This is a genomic window from Rhodococcoides fascians A25f, assembly GCF_000760935.2.
Classification (GTDB): Bacteria; Actinomycetota; Actinomycetes; order Mycobacteriales; family Mycobacteriaceae; genus Rhodococcoides.
Genome location: NZ_CP049744.1, coordinates 2,913,304 through 2,931,510 on the forward strand (window position 1 = coordinate 2,913,304; position 18,207 = coordinate 2,931,510).

The following is an 18,207-nucleotide window of genomic DNA, read 5'->3' on the forward strand; positions in this document are numbered from 1 at the left end:
GTATCCAGCGGAATCAATTCGGTCGAGATTCGAGGAATCAGGCTGCCCAGGCTCGCCGGACGTCGTCAGCGGTGAGACCGACAAGACCGTCACGAATGGTGTACCCAGGAGCCGGCGGCACGGCGATCTCGGAGGGAACCACCAGCACGGGGCATCCTGCAGTGTGCGCGGACAGTGAACCCGTAGGCGAGTCCTCGACCGCGAGGCAGGCTCCAGCGTCCACGCCGAGCAGCGCGGCACCGCGCAGGTACGGCGCTGGATGCGGTTTACCGACCTCCACCTCGTCGCCGGTCACGGTGATGTCGAAGTATTCGCGGCCCAACGTGTCCAGAGCTCGCTCGACCAGCCCGCGCTCGGTGTTGGTGACGAGCCCGGTGGACAGACCCATCTCGCGCACCAGAGCGAGCGCATCCTTGGCACCGGGCCGCCAGGGAATGCCCTCGGCGAACAGGTCTCCGACACGTGCCGTCAGCCACTCCCGACCCTCGTTCAGGTGCTCGTCGGTGACCTCGACCGATGCGTGTGCCAGGACCTTGCGCAGTGCATCCCACATCGAATTTCCGAGGGTGCTCTCGCGCACTTCTGCGCTGAGTTCCGTCCCGAGATTTCGTGAGTACTCACCGATCGCGACGTCCCAGATCTTCTCCGAGTCCAGCAGTGTGCCGTCCATGTCCCACAGGACACCCTGCAGGTGGGTTCTAGACATTGAAGTACTTGGCCTCCGGGTGATGAAGTACGAACGCATCGGTCGACTGTTCGGGGTGGAGCTGCAGCTCCTCGGAGAGCTTCACGCCGATTCGCTCGGGTTCGAGGAGCGCGGCGAGTTTGATCCGGTCTTCCAGATCGGGGCATGCTCCGTAGCCGAACGAGTAACGCGCACCTCGGTATTCGAGTTTGAAGTACCCCTCGGCCTCGGTGGGATCCTCCGCGGCGACCGATTTGCCGTCGGACAGTTTCAGTTCCTCGCGCACTCGGCGATGCCAGTATTCGGCCAACGCTTCGGTGAGCTGGACACCGATTCCGTGCACCTCGAGATAGTCGCGGTACGAGTCGGCAGCGAACAGCTCGTTCGCGAAGTCGGCAATGGGCTGGCCCATTGTCACCAGGTTCATCGGCAGAACATCGACCTGGCCGGATTCTCGTGCAGCCGAACGCGACCGAACGAAATCCGAGATGCAGAGGAATCGGTCACGGTGCTGACGGGGGAACGTGAATCGGAAGCGTTCGGGTGCATCGGGTTCGGGCTCGGTGAGCACGACGACGTCGTCGCCCTCGGAGACCGCCGGGAAGTACCCGTACACCAGTGCGGCGTGTGCGAGTATGCCGTCGGTGCTCAGGCGATCCAGCCAATACCGTAGGCGCGGTTTACCTTCCGATTCCACGAGGTCTTCGTAGGTGGCACCTTCACCCTTGCGAGCACCGCGCAGGCCCCATTGCCCGAGGAACAGTGCGCGCTCGTCGAGCAGACCCGAGTAATCGGCCAAGGACACGCCTCGGACGATGCGAGTACCCCAGAACGGCGGAACCGGAATGTCGATATCGGCTGCAACATCGGATCGTTCGGGCACGACGACCGGTGCCTCCGCAGCCTTGCGCTTCTCCGCGATGCGCTTGGACCGCTCATGGCGTTCCTTGCGCTCGGCGGCCTTGGCCTTCGCTTCGAGTGCCTCCGGACTGTCGGGAGCCGGACCCCCACCGCGTTTGGTGGTCATGATGGTGTCCATCAAACGCAGGCCCTCGAATGCGTCTCGCGCATAGTGGACGTCACCCTCGTACACATCCTGCAGATCGTTCTCGACGTACGACCGCGTCAACGCTGCTCCACCGAGCAGGACCGGGAACTGCTCCGCGACGCCCTTGGAGTTGAGTTCGATCAGGTTGTCCTTCATGACGACGGTCGACTTCACCAGCAGCCCGGACATCCCGATCACGTCGGCGCGCTTGTCGATCGCGGCTTCGAGGATGGTCGAAATCGGTTGCTTGATACCGAGATTGACGACCTCGTAGCCGTTGTTGCTCAGGATGATGTCGACGAGGTTCTTCCCGATGTCGTGGACGTCGCCCTTGACGGTACCGAGCACGATACGACCCTTACCGTCGTCGTCGGTCGCCTCCATGTGCGGCTCCAGATACGCCACCGCAGCCTTCATCACCTCGGCGGAGGCAAGCACGAACGGCAACTGCATCTGGCCGGAACCGAACAGCTCCCCCACGGTCTTCATGCCCGAGAGCAACGTCTCGTTGATGATCTCCAGCGGCGGCTTCTCGGTCATCGCTGCATCCAGATCGACGTCGAGACCGTTGCGTTCGCCGTCGACGATGCGGCGTTCGAGTCGCTCGAACAGTGGCAGACGACCCAGTTCCTCGGCGCGTGATTCCCGGGCCGATGCTGCCGAGACGCCCTCGAACAGCTGCATCAGCTTCTGCAACGGGTCGTAGCCTTCGCGGCGGCGGTCGTACACCAGATCCAGAGCGGTCTCGCGCTGTTCGTCGGGAATCTTGTTCATCGGCAGGATCTTCGACGCGTGCACGATGGCGGTATCGAGGCCGGCCTGTGTGCACTCGTGCAGGAAGACCGAGTTCAGCACCTGGCGTGCAGCGGGATTGAGACCGAACGAGATGTTCGACAACCCGAGGGTGGTGTGCACCTTCGGATACTTCTCCTTGAGCTGCCGGATCGCCTCGATGGTCTCGATGCCGTCGCGTCGAACCTCTTCCTGGCCGGTGGAAATCGGGAAGGTGAGGGTGTCGACGATGATGTCCTCGTGGCGCAGGCCCCAGTTCTCGGTGATGTCGGTGATCAGGCGATCTGCGACACGCACCTTCCATTCGGCCGTTCGAGCCTGGCCTTCCTCGTCGATGGTGAGGGCGACGACGGCGGCACCGTGCTCCTTGACCAGACGCATGATCTTCTGGAACCGCGAATCGGGCCCGTCGCCGTCCTCGTAGTTGACCGAGTTGACGGCGCTACGGCCGCCGAGGTGCTCCAGACCGGCTTCGAGTACGGCCGGTTCGGTGGAGTCGAGCATGATCGGCAGCGTCGACGCGGTCGCCAATCTGCTTGCGAGCGCGGCCATGTCGGCGGCACCGTCGCGGCCGACGTAGTCGACGTTGAGGTCCAACATGTGCGCGCCGTCGCGCGTCTGATCCTTGGCGATGTCGAGGCACTTCTCGTAGTCCTCGGCCAGCATCGCGTCGCGGAATGCCTTGGACCCGTTGGAGTTGGTGCGCTCACCGATCATCAGGATGCTGGCGTCCTGCTCGAACGGAACGGCAGTGTAGAGCGAGGAGACACCCGGCTCCGGCGCGGGCCTGCGCTCGAGCTTCGTGGCTCCGTGCACCATGTCGGCAACCTGACGGATGTGCTCGGGGGTGGTGCCGCAGCAACCGCCGACCAGAGCCAGCCCGTACTCGCTGACGAAACCGCTCAGCGCCGTGGCCAGCTCGGGTGCGGTCAGCGGGTACTCCGCTCCCTTTGCACCCAACGTCGGCAGACCGGCATTGGGCATCACCGACACCGGCAACCGCGAATGCTTGGACAGATGGCGCAGGTGCTCACTCATCTCGGCCGGACCGGTGGCGCAGTTGAGGCCGATCATGTCGATTCCGAGCGGTTCGAGCGCAGTGAGTGCTGCACCGATCTCGCTGCCGACGAGCATCGCACCCGTCGTCTCGACCGTCACGTGGGTGATGATCGGAATACGGACGCCGAGCCTGTCCATCGCGTGCTGGCTGCCGATGATCGCGGCCTTGACCTGAAGCAGGTCCTGGCACGTCTCCACCAGAATGGCATCGGCACCGCCGTCGATCATTCCCAGAGCGGCTTCGGTGTACGCGTCGCGCAGCCGGGCGAACGGAGCATGCCCGAGTGTGGGGAGCTTGGTCCCGGGTCCCATCGAACCCAGGACGTATCGGCCCATCCCGTCGCGGCCGGGGCCCATTTCGTCGGCGGTCTCGCGGGCGAGCCGGGTGCCTTTCTCTGCCAACTCGCGGATTCGATCCTCGATGTCGTAATCGGCCAAGTTGGGCAGGTTGCATCCGAACGTGTTCGTTTCCACGGCGTCCGCACCGGCTGCGAAGTACTCACGGTGGATCTCGCGCAGCACGTCGGGCCGGGTGGCGTTCAGAATTTCGTTGCATCCCTCTAGACCGAGAAAGTCGTCGAGAGTCAGGTCGGCGTCCTGGAGCATCGTGCCCATCGCTCCGTCGCCGATGACAACGCGACGTGAAATCGCATCGAGCAGACCGGGCTTGTGTTGATCGGGCATCACTACAGAGTAGTGGGCACCGCAGTTCCCTCGGGTCGTAGGCTGTCGTGGTGAGTCCCCGAAACCTCGATGGCCAGTCCCCGAACGACGACGTTACCGAAAATACGGACATTCCGGGTGCCGACTCGGCTGTGCCGCTCGACGCCGCGTTGATCGAGGCCGTCCACGACGCTGTGGCCAACGCCACAGACCTCGACGATCTCGACGAGGACATTCCCGAATTGCGCTCCCCCATCCTGGTGGCTGCTTTCGAGGGCTGGAACGACGCGGGCGATGCGGCGAGCGGTGCCGTCGAGCACCTGGAGCTGATCTGGGATGCCAGTCCTCTTGCCGAGCTGGACTCGGAGGACTACTACGACTACCAGGTCAACAGACCGACGGTTCGCCAGGTGGATGGTGTCACCCGTGAGATCGAGTGGCCGTCGACACGGTTGTCGGTGTGTTCGCCTCCCGGCAGCGAACGTGACGTGGTGCTGCTGCGCGGCATCGAGCCGAACATGCGGTGGCGCAGCTTCTGCGACGACCTGCTCGAGTTCGTCGAACAGCTCGGCGTCGAGACCGTCGTGATCCTGGGAGCACTGCTGGCCGACACCCCGCACACCAGGCCCGTTCCGGTCACCGGCACCGCATACAGCACCGAGTCGGCCGAACAGTTCAATCTCGAACAGACCCGATACGAGGGCCCGACCGGAATCACCGGCGTGTTGCAGGACGAATGCGTGAAGGCCGGCGTCCCTGCGGTGTCGTTCTGGGCCGCCGTGCCCCACTACGTCTCGCAGCCGCCGAATCCCAAGGCGACCGTTGCATTGCTGCAGCGGGTCGAGGACGTGCTCGACATCGAGGTACCGCTCGGCGAACTTCCCACCCAGGCAGAGGAGTGGGAAGAAGCGGTCAACGAGATGACGAAAGAGGACGAGGAGATCAGCGAATACGTGCGCAGCCTCGAAGAGCGCGGTGATGCCGAAGTGGACATGTCCGACGCGATTGCGAAGATCGACGGCGACGCCATTGCAGCCGAGTTCGAGAAGTACCTGAGGCGCCGCGGCCCCGGCAACTTCGGCCTCTGACCCGAGCGCACACGACGAACCGGGGCTCGGTGAGGTATTTCTGATGCCGACGTAACGTCACCGCATCGGTGGCGTCACCCCGACACCGCAACCTCGTGGGTATGGCCAGCACACCACGATTTCTGCAAGGCGTCTTCTCCTTCTCCGGCAACGGCCTGGACAAGCCCGAGTTGATCGATCCCAGCTCGAGATTCGTCGTGCCCGAGGGTGTGACGGCCCAACCGCTGTACTTCCGGGGTGGAAACTCCAGCGACGAACTCGTGGTCGTGACTCTGCTGCGCGACGGTAGCCCGATGCGCATCTTCCCGATGGGAGCCAAGAGCGGGGTCAACATCCCCCTCCGTGTGGTCGAGGACGTCGATCCGGACACCGTTCTCGAGTTGGTCGTCGCTGCCCCGGCCGGAACCACCGGAGAGGTCGTCGTCGATTTCGGTCTGGTGCTCGTCTGATGACTGCAGGCAAGCAGCGGCTGTTGGTGATCGGCAACGGAATGGCCGGTGCCAGAACGGTCGAGCAGATCCTCGAGCGTGACGGCAGCTCGTTGTTCGAGATCACGATGATCGGCGACGAGCCGTACGGCAACTACAACCGAATCATGCTCTCGCACGTGCTGTCCGGTGAGACCACCGTCGATGACGAGGATCTGATTCTCAATCCCATGAGTTGGTACAGCGACAACGGCGTGACACTGCACGTGGGCGATCGTGCCGTGTCGTTGGATCGATTCTCCAAGACCGTTGTGTGCGAGAGCGGTCGGTCGGTCGACTACGACGTGCTGATCATCGCAACGGGAAGCAACACGTTCTTCCCGAACATGGACGGTCTCCGCGAATCCGACGGCAGACTGGCACGCGGAGTGTTCGGCTTCCGGACCATCGCAGACACCAATGGCATGCTGCAGATGGCAGAGTCGCGCGACGACGTCTGCGCCGTCGTCATCGGCGGCGGACTGCTCGGACTCGAAGCCGCGTACGGTCTGCGGACCCAGGGGCTCGACGTGAACGTGGTGCACTCCCCCGGACACTTGATGAACCAGCAGCTCGACGAGCGCGGTGGACGAGTGCTGCGCAACAAGATCGAGTCGCTCGGAGTCGGCGTGCACACCTCGAAGAGAACCACCTCGGTGTTGCGTTCCGAGGACGGTGTCGTCACCGGAGTCGGGTTCAACGACGGCACCTCGCTGGCTGCGGACATGGTCGTCGTCACCGCCGGTATCCGCCCCAGTGTCGACTTCGCTCGCGCCGGCGGTTTGGTGATCGAACGAGGAATCGTGGTCGACGACCAATTGCGTTGCGAGGACGAAGGTTCCATCTACGCCGTCGGTGAATGCTGCCAACATCGCGGCGAGGTCTACGGCCTCGTTGCGCCACTGTGGGAGCAGGCCGTCGTATTGGCCGACGTGCTCACGGGCGCGAATCCCACTGCGGCGTACCATGGCTCGCGTCTGACGACCAAGCTCAAGGTGGCCGGTGTCGACGTCGCCTCGATGGGGATCACCGCCCCCGAGCGCGACGACGACGAGTTCGTCCAGTTCTACGAGCCGCGCAGTGGCACGTACAAGTCGGTGATCGTCCGCAACAACAAACTGGTCGGTGCCACTCTGCTGGGCGATATCTCCAAGGCCAACTTCCTGACTCAGGCATTCGACGAGAAAGTACCACTGCCCGACAAGCGCATCACCATGCTCTTCGATATGGGAACTCCCTCTGCGGCAACAGGAGCCGCGGAATTGGCCGACGACGTCCAGGTGTGCAACTGCAACGGTGTCACGAAGGGTGCCATCGTGGCGTGCGTGCACGCGGGTGCCAAGAATCTGAGCGACCTGACCGCGAAGACCCGCGCAGGCAAGGGGTGCGGGTCGTGCAAGGGGTTGGTGAAAGACATCATCGCGTGCGCAGCGGGCGGTGCCGTCGAAGCAGACCCCACCGCGGACTGGTACGTGCCGTGTATCCCGATGACGAAGCCGGAACTGATCGACGCCGTCCGAGCGCAGGATCTGCGGGCGGTGTCGCAGGTGTTCACAGCGCTCGCGACCGACGGCCTCGAGGACGCCGCCGCCAAGATGCCGTTGGCGTCGTTGCTGCGCACCGTGTGGGGTCCGGATTGGGTGGACGAGCGCGGCGCGTTGTTCATCAACGATCGTGTGCACGCCAATATCCAACGGGACGGCACGTTCTCGGTGGTGCCGCAGATGAAGGGTGGCGTCACCACACCGGATCAGCTGCGCAAGATCGCCGACGTCGCAGACAAATACAGCGTTCCGCTGGTCAAGGTGACCGGCGGACAACGCATCGACCTGCTCGGCATCAAGAAGGAAGACCTGCCGAAGGTGTGGGGCGATCTGGACATGCCCTCGGGCTTCGCGTACGGCAAGAGCATGCGCACGGTGAAGACCTGCGTGGGCAGTGACTTCTGCCGCTTCGGTCTCGGCGACTCGACTGCTCTCGGTATCGCCCTCGAAGAGCGGTTCCAAGGCCTGGAGACACCGGCGAAGTTGAAGCTCGCGGTCGCCGGCTGCCCTCGCAACTGTTCGGAGGCACTGTGCAAGGACTTCGGCGTCGTCTCGGTGGGCGAGGACAAGTGGGAGATCTACATCGGAGGCGCGGCAGGCGCACACATCCGCAAGGGCGATCTACTGGCTACCGTGACGGGGGCCGAGGAGGTTCTGACCGTGGCAGGCAGGTTCATTCAGCACTACCGCGAGAACGCCCAATGGCTCGAGCGAACGTACGCGTGGGTTCCGCGCCTCGGCCTGGAAGAACTGCAGAGCGTGCTGATCGACGACCGTGACGGCATCGTGGCCGGACTCGACGAGCGAATGCAGGCATCGGTGGACGGCTACGTCGACCCGTGGCAGGACCGCGCGGCACCCAAATCACCCGCGCAGTTCACCCCGTCGCTGCCACTGCTTCCGCTGCCACAGGTACCGGTCCGATGAGCGTGCCGGTGGGGGCGGTCGAGGATCTGACGCCCGGCGAGGGCAGGGCCTACGTGGTGGACGGCAGGCAGGTGGCGGTGTTCCTGCTCGGCGACGGTTCGGTGCGGGCGATGGACGCCATCTGCCCGCACAAGGGCGGTCCACTGGCGGACGGTCAGATCGACGGTTCTGTAGTCGTCTGCCCACTCCACCAATACACGTTCTCGCTCGACGACGGCTCCTGCCCCAGCGGCATCGACTCCGTGCGCACCTACCCCGCCGCAGTGGTGGACGGGAAAGTGACCGTGGACCTGTAACCGGCACGGTTGAACGACTGGCACTCTTACCCCCTACCCTGTTCCAGTGAGCGATTCAGGTGAGGACGCACGGCTGGGCGCCGTGAACGCGTTCGTGGAGGAGGACCGTCTCGGTCTGTTCTCGTTCGCCGTTGCCGAGAAGCGATCCGAGTACCTGGCAGTCCTGCGGGCCTTCGACACCGCACGAGCCAATTACGTCGTCCTGCTGCACTCCGGAGACGTGGCCGACCTCATCGCCCGCAGCCCCGGTCGGCACGCCGCACTGACCACACTCGACATCGCGCCCCTTCTCGATCAGCTCCACGCCTGGGGCCTGCTCGAACGCAGCTACGACGGCACCCGCGCGGCGACCCTCGCCGAATACCGCAACCGTCACTTCGTCTACCAGTTCGGCCAGGCCGGCTACAAGGCGTACCGCGCGGTCGAGGACGTGCTCGGTGCCCGCCTGGACGACGCCTCGTTGTCCCGGCTGGTGTTGCCCGAGCTGCTGGCCGACATGCACGAGCTGGCCGAGGCGAACCGTCAGGCCGACGGCGATCGCATCTACCGCAAGCTGAGCAGACTCGATTCGACGCTGTCCGAGATGGCGACCCGCGCCGCACATTTCTACTTGGTGCTGGGCGATCTGGTGCGCACCACCGAGATCACTCCCGAGTCGTTTCTGGTCCACAAGGATGCGTTGCTGACGCACATGCGCGAGTTCAGCTCGGATCTCACCCGCTACGCCCCGAAGCTGGCGGAGGCGATCGCGCTCGTCGAGAGCACCGGCATCGAGGAGCTCGTCGAGCGCGCCGCGATCAGCGACGAACGAGTATTTCTCTCCGTCGACGAACGGCGAGCCGACTGGACCGACCGCTGGGCCGGCCTGTCGCACTGGTTCGTCGCGGCGGAGTCCGAACTCAGCGAGTCCGAGCGACTCCGCGAAGGCACGATGAGCGCGATTGCCGCCGTGCTGTCGCTCCTACGCCGCGTCACGGAGACCCGCAGGGGTGGCGTGAGCAGGGAAAGCCAACTGCGGCATCTGGCCGGCTGGTTCGCGGCCACTCCTACCGAGGACAGCGCGCACGCCCTGTTCCACGCCGTGTTCGGTCTCGGCAGGCCGCGGCACCTGTCGATGGTGCATCCTGATGCCGACATCATCTCCACGTCCCGATCGTGGTGGGAGGCTCCGCCGGTCGAGATTTCCCGCACCCTGGCCGAGACCGGACGCACCCCGACCCCCGGCGTTCCGGGTCGGGTGCAGCGCAACGACGGTGGCATCAGACGGCTTCGGGAGCAGCAACTGGACGCGCAGCGATCACGCAGTGCCGCAGCGCAGTCGCTTGCGTCGGCCGGAATCCACGACCGAATTCTGAACGAGCAGGAAACCGAGGTGCTGTTGAGCCTGCTGAACGCTGCACTCACGGCGCGGGTACGGGTGAGTGGACGAACCTCCGACTCGTCCGGATCGGACAGCGGCGTGCGCTTGACGCTGAGCGACAGCGACCGTTCGACGATCGTGAGGACCAGCCGGGGACGCCTGCATCTGGACCGCCTGTCTCTCGATGTCAGTGAGGTCGCTCGCCGATGAGAGCTCGGGAAATCTCCACCCTCGCACTGGATTCCTACCAGCGGGCCGCCCGGGTCGCGCTGTCGAATCATCTGGTGACCACGACGTATCCCGATAGGATTGCGCTGCCTCTGCTGCGCAGATGGGCTACCGAGTTACGCGAGGACCTGCTCGAACTGTTCGGATATCGCCTCGAGGTCACCGAGACCACGGCACGTCTGTACCCGGTGATCGATCGGCTCGACGACAGCCAACCCGCCCGAACAGCCACCGACCGAATCTTCGACCGACGTAGATACGCGTATCTGGCACTGGCACTGGCGGCCCTCGGCCGGGCAGGCAACCAGATCACCCTCTCCGAGCTTGCCGATCATGTTGCGGCAGAAGCAAGTCAAGTAGACGGAGTAGAGCTGACGACCGACCGAGCCAGCGACCGAGACGCATTCGTCGACGCCATCGGCTGGCTGGCGACCCGCGGTGCGATCGCACTGGCCGACGGTGACGCCACCGGTTGGGCCAACAATCCGTCCGCAGGCGAGGCCCTCTACGACATCGACCGGCCTGTCGTCGTCGCTCTCTTCCGGCCGCCTCGCGCCGTCCAGCATCTGCGATCGATTCGCGGTCTGTTGGCCGGCACGGACGCCGCGATCGATCCCGAGGATTCCGATCCGGGACACGGCGATTCGGGACGTGAGGCAGACCCGAAGGAAACGCTCCGTGCAGTACGCCGAGCGTTGGTCGAGCAACCGGTCGTCTATCTCGACGATCTCGACCCGGACGGCCGCACTGCCCTGGCCGCATCGCGCACCGTTGCCGACGTCGAGTTGCTGACCGGTCTCGTTGCCGAGCGCCGTTCCGAGGGGGTGGCACTCATCGACACCTCGGGTCGGCTGTCGGACCACCGCTTCCCCAGCACCGGAACCATTGCCCAGGTTGCGTTGTTGATCGCCGGTGAGATCTCGGACCGAGTGATCGATCCGGATGCACCCGCGCTGGCGACCTACCCCATACCCAACGGTGACGCCCTGATCGAGCAGTTGGACAGTGCCATTCCCGACGGCGGGATCTTTGGTGATCTCGCCGAGTTCGGGTTCGGTTCCGATGCAACGACATTCGACAGTGTGGACGAGAAGAAGCTGTATCCGTTGATCGAGGACAGTTGGTTGACCACGGTCGTCGATGATCTCGTCGAACGTTTCGGCCGCACCTTCGCGGCTCAGTGGCAGAGCGATCGGGACGGCCTGCGGCTGCGTGCACTGGCACTACTGCATCGACTTCGCTTGGTGCACTGCGTATCCGGCGGCGCACTGGTACTGCCGGTGATCGCGCGTTACCGAGACGTGATGGTCAGCGTGCGTGATCGGACCCCGCAGGACTCACTGTTCGGCAACGGACAATCCCCCAGCACCGATCCATCCGAAGTAGAGGCTTGAGTAGATGACCGCACACTCGACACGTTTTCGGCCGACACGAGCAGGGATCGTCAACCTGTGGGACTACCGCGATCAGGAGTTCTCCTTCGCCGACGGTCGCCTGGTGCTGCGTGGGCCCAACGGATCCGGCAAGACCAAAGCGCTCGAAGTACTGTTTCCCTTCGTCCTCGACGGGCGCATCGAACCGCGCCGACTCAATCCGTTCGCCGGTGAAGAGCGAACCATGAAGTCCAACCTGCTCTACCGAGGGCAGGAAAGCGCTCACTCGTACGTGTGGATGGAGTTCGGCCGCGGCTCGCGTGCGGACCCCGAATCGGTCACGGTCGGCATCGGCATGCGGGCCAGCCGTCAGAACGACAAGGTGACCCGCTGGTACTTCGTGGCCGACGGCCGAGTGGGCGTCGACTTCTCGTTGTTGGGCTCCGACGACCGGCCGTTGACGAAGAAGCAGTTGGCCGAACAACTCGGCAGCGATGCCATCACCGATCGACCTGTCGACTACCGCGCCGCGATCGATGCCCGGATGTTCGGGCTCGGCGCGCAACGTTACGACCAGTTGATCAATCTCATTCTGACACTTCGCCGTCCGCAGTTGGCCAAGAATCTCGATCCGAAGGGGCTGTCCCAGGCGCTGACCGACGGTCTGCGTCCCCTCGACGAGCAACTGGTACTCGAGGCGGCACGATCCTTCAGTGACATGGAGGAAGTGGGACGCGCGCTGGAGGGGCTGGCGCAAGCCGACCAGGCGGCAAGGAACTTCGTCTCGGTCTATTCCAAATACCTTCGAGTGCAATCCCGTTCGGATGTCGAGCAAGTCTCACGCCGGCTCGAGACCGTAACCCACGCGACCACTGCACACTTCGCGGCGTCGGCGCTCAAGGATCGTCGACTGGTGGAGCGGGCGGCAGCCGAAACTCGATTCGACGAGGCCGAGCGCGCACTGGATCAGGCCGTCGCAGACCGCGAAACACTGCAGCGCTCGAGCGCGTACGAGGGCAAGCAGCAACTGGACGACCTGGCCGAATCTGCTGCAAAGCTGGAAGTGTCGACGGCGCAGCAGGCAGACCGGGCACGCAAAGCGCAAGCAGAACTGGAACAGCGCACCGCCGAGGCCGCTCGGGCGGACGCCGCACTCCGGGATTCCGTCGCCGCGGTGACCCGCGCGGAGGAAGAGCTCCAGACTGCGGCCGAGGACGCGGGCATCGTGTGGACACCGCTGCCGGGTACGGCTCGCAGTGATCAGATCAGTACCGCTCTTCGCGGGCATGCCGAGGAGCGGGACGGTGACGTACGCGCGGTTCGTGAGGCGCTCGCAACCGTCGAGAAGGCGTCCACGGAACGTGCTCGCGCGGAGAAGGCCGCAACGAAGGCGCGCGACTTGCTGGAGGCAGCGGCGGCAGCGGTCACCGAGGCCGAGGCGACCGTGGATCTGGAGAAGGCGCAGTTCGCTTCGGGACTGCGGGCCTGGTGGTCGAACAACTCGTCGCTGTACTCCTCCGCGGGCATCACCTCGGCCGTGTTCGAGGCCCTCGACGCGGCCTTGGCAGGCATCGGCGACGACGATGCCCCGAGCCTGGAATCGGTGCTCGCCGAGCAGACCGCAGACGGTATCGACGCAATTCGTGCTCGTCAGGCACAGGCACGCGTCGACGTGGCCACGCGCTCGGCCGAACTGAACGCGCTGCGCGACGAACTGTCCCTGGTGCAAGCCGAACACGACGACGCCCCACCGCCGTTCGCTGCGCGGACCGGCAGCCGTGCAGATCTGTCGGGCGCACCGCTGTGGCAGCTGGTTCGATTTGCCGACGCGGTGTCCCCTGCCGACGCGGCGGGGATCGAATCCGCGTTGCAGGCCGCCAATGTGCTCGACGGTTGGATCCACCCGACGGCGGACTTCCCCGCCGATGCCGACTCGGAGCAGTATCTGTCGCCGTTACCGGAGGCCTCCAGGCCCTCCGGGGCAACGCTGGCGTCCGTTCTGGAACCGGAACCCGGAACCGCCGTACCGGCCTCCCGCGTCCTGGATCTGCTCGAATCCGTTGCACTGCACCAGGAGCCGAACGACCGATCGGGCAGCGCTGTCGCGGTAGGTGTCGACGGCCGGTACTGGCAGGGTGTGCAGAGGGGTCGCCACGCGAAATCGGACGCCGAGTACATCGGCGCCACGGCGCGGGCTCGCCGTCGGGAGCAGCGCATCGCCGAACTCGGCGGCGCGATCGATACGGCAACGGCTGCGCTCGAGACCGCGACGGCCGACGAGCTGGCGGCACGCGAGCTGGTGCAGGCTCTGGGCGCGGCCGCCAAACAACTCCCCCGTGTCTCGTCCATCGTGAAGGCACAACGCGCCGTCACGGCCGCCGCTGGAGCGCTCCGGACCTCGAAGGATGGTTCCGTAGCCGCCGACCGCGAATTCGATCAGGCGATCGCGGATCTGTCCGCGAAGGAGAAGCAACTGCGCACCGTCGCCGTCGCCCATCGCACGCCTCACATCGGACGCGATGTCGATGCCCTTGCCGCAGCGATTCGCCATTTCGAACACCAGGGCGCGGTGGTCATCCGCAAGCGCAGCGACCACACGCGCGAGAGCGAGCGGGCCCGCGAAGCCACCAACCGCCTCGAGGAGGCGACCGGTCTGGCCGAGGAGCTCGCCGAGGAAGCCGCGATAGCCGACGAGAACTACCGGCAACAGGTGCAACGCCTCGAGCTCCTGAGCGAGAAGCTCGGTGCTACCGCCGAACAGATCGACACCGATCTCGAGAACGCACGCGAACGCATCGAGAAGTGCCGCGTCGAGCAGCGTGCAGCCCGCAAAGCGGACAAGGAAGCCGGCGAAGCGATCGGCAAGGCCGAGGGTGCCTGCAACACGGCACTCGAAAGCCTGCGCGCCGCGGTCACCGAAACCCTGACCGATGCGGTGCGGCTGGCACCGTACGCCCGCAAGGATCTGCTTGCCATCCTCGGCGTCCACGAGACGTACGCGTGGCCGGCCAGTGACTCGGCGTGGCTGACGGTCGAACAGATCCTGTATCGAGTTCAGCAGGCCGACGGTCCGGACGACGAGGTTCCGGTGCTTCCTCCGGTGGTGAGTGCATTGCACTCGGCACTCGATGCGGCGACAGCGTCCGTGAAAGTGAGTGACTCGAGCCGAAAGTCGACCCGGACGGCGCTGACGAGTGCGCTGCAGGAGTTCGACTCGCAACTGGCCGCATCGGGTCAGGACTACCGTTTGCAATGGGATGCGCCGGACGGTTTGACGGTGGTACGAGTGCAGGACGAGCAGGGCTATTCGTCGGTCGGAGACTTCGCCGATCGAATCGGTTCGGCCAGGGCCGACCAGGAACTGCTGCTGACCGAGCAGGAGCGTCGCATTCTCGAGGATGCCCTGCTGACCGGCCTGGCGCAGCAGATCCACGAGCGCACCGTCGACGCGCGCGAGCTGATCGCACAGATGTCCGCCGAGATGAAGCAACGGCGGATGTCCTCGGGCAACACGATCGGCGTGCACTGGGTGCTCGCGGACAATCTCGACGACGGGGCGCGGGCAGTGTCCAAACTGCTGGACCGCGACGCCTCGGCACTGAACCAGGACGACCTGGCCGCGATGCGCGCCCACTTCGCGTCGGAGATCAGGATTGCCCGTGCCGCACATCCGGAACGGTCGTACCCCGAGATCCTTTCTGCGACTCTGGACTATCGCCGTTGGCGTGTGTTCGCCTTCACACTCATCAGTGGGGACGGCAACGAGGATCGTCTCACCGTCGCCCGGCACAGTGCGCTCTCCGGCGGTGAACAGTCTGTCTCGCTGCACCTGCCGCTGTTCGCGGCAGCGCATGTGATGCTCTCGTCCGCCGATCCGCACTCCCCTCGTCTGCTCGCTCTCGACGAGGCGTTCGCCGGTGTCGACGACAACGGCCGCAGCGAATTGCTCGGCCTGAGTGTGCAATTCGATCTCGACCTGTTCATGACCGGCTACGACCTGTGGATCACCTACGCGGACGTCCCCGGTTGCGCGCACTACGACCTGGCGCATTCGACGGCCGAGAACACCGTCAGTGCAGCGCTTCTGGTGTGGGAGGACGGCGAACTGTTCGCCGAACACGACGGCACCGACCTCGCGGCCGCACTCGGATCACCGTTGACGCGCCGTGTGCCGACGCGAACCGAAGGCGGGCTGGAGTTTGTCCAGTAACGGCGAATGGCGGGGCAGCGCGGAATTGTCTGCGCTGCTGGATGCTGCGCGAAAGAAGTTGGAGTCCAACTGGCTTCGGGTCGGTGGCAACATCACCGTCGATCTGAGCGATGCCCCGGAGCTGTGGCGTCTGTGCAGCGCCATCTCTCGGTCCAACTCCAGTCTGCATTCTCGGGCGCGGAGCACCAAGCTCGACCTCGAGCGGTTCGACGTGTGGCTGAGCCATCCGCTCAACGGTGGCGCCGGATTGATCGAGACTCTCAGCGAGCAGGCCCCGTTGCAGGACAAGAAGCGCATCGCGGCGGACAAGGCTCAGGTGCGCTCCGACGCGCTGGATCGAGCCAGGGAGGTACTCGGCGGTGGTGCCGATCGCGAGTGGATCGAGTACTGGATCGCCTCGCTGCTCAATCAGGACGGCACGCTCGGCGGCCGCGTCGCCGTCGACGCATTGGCGGTGGCAACGCAGGTCCTGGCCCTGCTTCCGGTGGACGGGATGTCGCTCACCGAGCTGGCGGAACTGGCCACCGGTGATACCAAGGCCCTCGCGGGCGGAGGAGCTGCGAAGCTCGTCCTCGACGCACTGTCGTTGCGCGAGAACGTGCCTCGACCCGTCGACCCGGTGGGCATCAGGGCGCTGTGGGAAACGGCCGGGGTGTCGGTCGACGCACTGTCGAGTCGGGTCCTGGTTCTCGGCTACCGCGTCGCCGAGAACCACACCGTGGCTCGCTGGCTCAACGACGCAGCCGACGAGGGCGTGCCTTTTCCCGTCACCGTGGACATGCTCGCGCGTGGCCCGCTCACGAACAGCTCGTCGACGGTGTTCGTCTGCGAGAACATCGCTGTGCTCGCCGCCGCAGCCCGAACTCTCGGCTCGAACAGCGCAAGCGTGATCTGCACCGACGGCCAGCCCTCGGCCGCGGTGCATCGGCTGCTGGCTTCGCGCGCTCCCGACACCGCCATCGAGTGGCGAGCCGACTTCGACTGGGCCGGACTGCACATAGTGAAACGAGCCGTGGATCGATACGGCGCGTCACCGTGGCGGATGGATGTCGATTCCTACCGGCACGGACTGGATGCGCGGAATTCGGAACCACTGAAGGGACATCCCACGGACAGTCCGTGGGACCCGGAACTGGCTGCCGCACTCCGTGATTCGGGTCGAGCGGTCATGGAAGAACGACTGATCCCGGATCTGCTGGCGGATCTACGCCTTGGGCCCGCGAACTAACGCAGCGGCACTCCGAGCAGCGCGTCGACGGCATCGGCGAAGGCACCGGGTGCGCCTGCATCCGATCCACCCCGCTCGACTGCAAAACTCGCCCACGCGTCGAGAGCGTCGAGCGCCTTGGGTGTGTCGAGGTCGTCGGCCAGGTGCTGCCGGAGCCGGTTGACCACGTCGTCGGCCGACGCCGCCGCGTCGAGCGCCGCTGCCCGACGCCACAGCGCGAGCCGGGTGTGAGCCCGTTCGAGGACCTCGTCGGACCACGGTCGATCCTGCCGGTAGTGACCCGCCAACAGGCCGAGACGCACAGCGGCCGGATCGACGTTCTCGGCGCGGAGCTTGGAGACGAACACGAGGTTGCCGCGGCTCTTGGACATCTTCTCGCCGTCCAGCCCGATCATTCCCGTGTGCACGTAGTGGCGGGCGAAGCGGGGATCGCCGGTCGCAGCCTCGGCGTGGGCCGCAGAGAATTCGTGGTGCGGGAAGATGAGATCGCTTCCGCCGCCCTGGATATCGAAGCCGGTTCCGATGCGATTGAGTGCGATTGCAGCACACTCGATGTGCCAACCCGGTCGGCCGGGGCCCCACGGCGACGACCACGACGGTTCGCCGGGACGCACCGCGCGCCACAACAATGCGTCGAGTGAATTTCGCTTGCCTGCGCGATCTGGATCGCCACCGCGCTCGGCGAAGAACGTGTCCATCGTGGGGCGGTCGTATCCGGACTCGTAGCCGAATTGCTCGGTGGCGTCGGCGCGGAAGTACACGTCGGGGTACTCGGCGTCGTCGACGACGTAGGCGGCACCGGACGCCACCAACTTCTCCACCAGTTCGACGACCTCGTCGACGGACTCGACGGCCCCGATGTAGTCGCGAGGAGGGATCACCCGCAGAGCTTCCATATCGGCGCGGAAGAGCTCGATCTCGCGCGCCCCCAGGTCGCGCCAGTCCTCACCGTCGCGATCGGCACGCTCGAACAGCGGATCGTCGACATCGGTCACGTTCTGCACGTAGTGCACGTCGACACCGGCATCTCGCCACAACCGGTTGATCAGGTCGAACGTCAGGTAGGTCGCTGCGTGTCCCAGATGGGTGGCGTCGTACGGGGTGATGCCGCAGACGTACATGCGGGCGGTCGAACCCGGGGTGACGGGACGGACCTGGCGGTCGGCGGTGTCGAACAATCGAAGCGCTGGACCCTGTCCTGGGATTGTCGGGATCTCCGGGCTGGACCAAGAATGCATG

General features: G+C 65.2%; 11 protein-coding genes. 8 read left to right on the plus strand and 3 right to left on the minus strand.

The features are described 5' to 3' along the window. Positions 1–37: 37 nt before the first annotated feature. Together BH93_RS13715 and metH are read right to left on the minus strand one after the other, a co-directional pair. Positions 38–706, minus strand: a complete 669-nt coding sequence (locus BH93_RS13715) for an HAD family hydrolase (protein ID WP_037173751.1) — start codon at positions 704–706, stop codon at positions 38–40. Next, positions 699–4,268 carry a methionine synthase gene (gene metH, locus BH93_RS13720; protein ID WP_037173753.1) on the minus strand — a complete coding sequence of 1,190 codons (3,570 nt, stop codon included), beginning with the start codon at positions 4,266–4,268 and terminating at the stop codon, positions 699–701. The genes BH93_RS13715 and metH overlap by 8 nt, the downstream gene beginning before the upstream one ends. 152 nt (positions 4,269–4,420) lie before the next feature. Between metH and BH93_RS13725 the strand changes: the two genes are divergently transcribed. The 8 genes from BH93_RS13725 to BH93_RS13760 all read left to right on the plus strand — a co-directional run bounded on the left by BH93_RS13725 (position 4,421) and on the right by BH93_RS13760 (position 16,968). Beyond that, positions 4,421–5,335 (plus strand): PAC2 family protein, encoded by a 915-nt coding sequence (locus BH93_RS13725; RefSeq protein ID WP_052065140.1) that lies wholly within the window; start codon positions 4,421–4,423, stop codon positions 5,333–5,335. Between the two features lie 101 nt (positions 5,336–5,436). Continuing rightward, positions 5,437–5,784, plus strand: a complete 348-nt coding sequence (locus BH93_RS13730; RefSeq protein WP_037173755.1) for a hypothetical protein — start codon at positions 5,437–5,439, stop codon at positions 5,782–5,784. Next, the gene (gene nirB / locus BH93_RS13735) at positions 5,784–8,273 is read left to right on the plus strand and encodes a nitrite reductase large subunit NirB (protein WP_037173756.1); all 2,490 of its coding nucleotides are present in this window, start codon (positions 5,784–5,786) and stop codon (positions 8,271–8,273) included. Before BH93_RS13730 ends, nirB begins: the two co-directional genes overlap by 1 nt. Next, positions 8,270–8,569 carry a Rieske (2Fe-2S) protein gene (locus BH93_RS13740; protein ID WP_037173758.1) on the plus strand — a complete coding sequence of 100 codons (300 nt, stop codon included), beginning with the start codon at positions 8,270–8,272 and terminating at the stop codon, positions 8,567–8,569. Before nirB ends, BH93_RS13740 begins: the two co-directional genes overlap by 4 nt. 94 nt (positions 8,570–8,663) lie before the next feature. Further along, entirely contained in the window at positions 8,664–10,139 is a 1,476-nt protein-coding gene (locus BH93_RS13745) for a TIGR02677 family protein (protein WP_371828269.1), read from the plus strand. After that, positions 10,136–11,551, plus strand: coding sequence for a DUF2398 family protein (locus tag BH93_RS13750; RefSeq protein WP_032377874.1), 1,416 nt, complete (start codon positions 10,136–10,138; stop codon positions 11,549–11,551). Before BH93_RS13745 ends, BH93_RS13750 begins: the two co-directional genes overlap by 4 nt. Before the next feature lie 4 nt (positions 11,552–11,555). Next, entirely contained in the window at positions 11,556–15,740 is a 4,185-nt protein-coding gene (locus BH93_RS13755; RefSeq protein WP_037173759.1) for a TIGR02680 family protein, read from the plus strand. Next, positions 15,730–16,968, plus strand: a complete 1,239-nt coding sequence (locus BH93_RS13760; protein WP_080739057.1) for a DUF2399 domain-containing protein — start codon at positions 15,730–15,732, stop codon at positions 16,966–16,968. The genes BH93_RS13755 and BH93_RS13760 overlap by 11 nt, the downstream gene beginning before the upstream one ends. Here BH93_RS13760 and mshC read toward each other — a convergent pair. Beyond that, on the minus strand, positions 16,965–18,206 hold the full coding sequence (mshC, locus tag BH93_RS13765; RefSeq protein WP_037173764.1) for a cysteine--1-D-myo-inosityl 2-amino-2-deoxy-alpha-D-glucopyranoside ligase: 1,242 nt from the start codon (positions 18,204–18,206) through the stop codon (positions 16,965–16,967). The genes BH93_RS13760 and mshC overlap by 4 nt on opposite strands. Position 18,207: the final 1 nt, after the last annotated feature.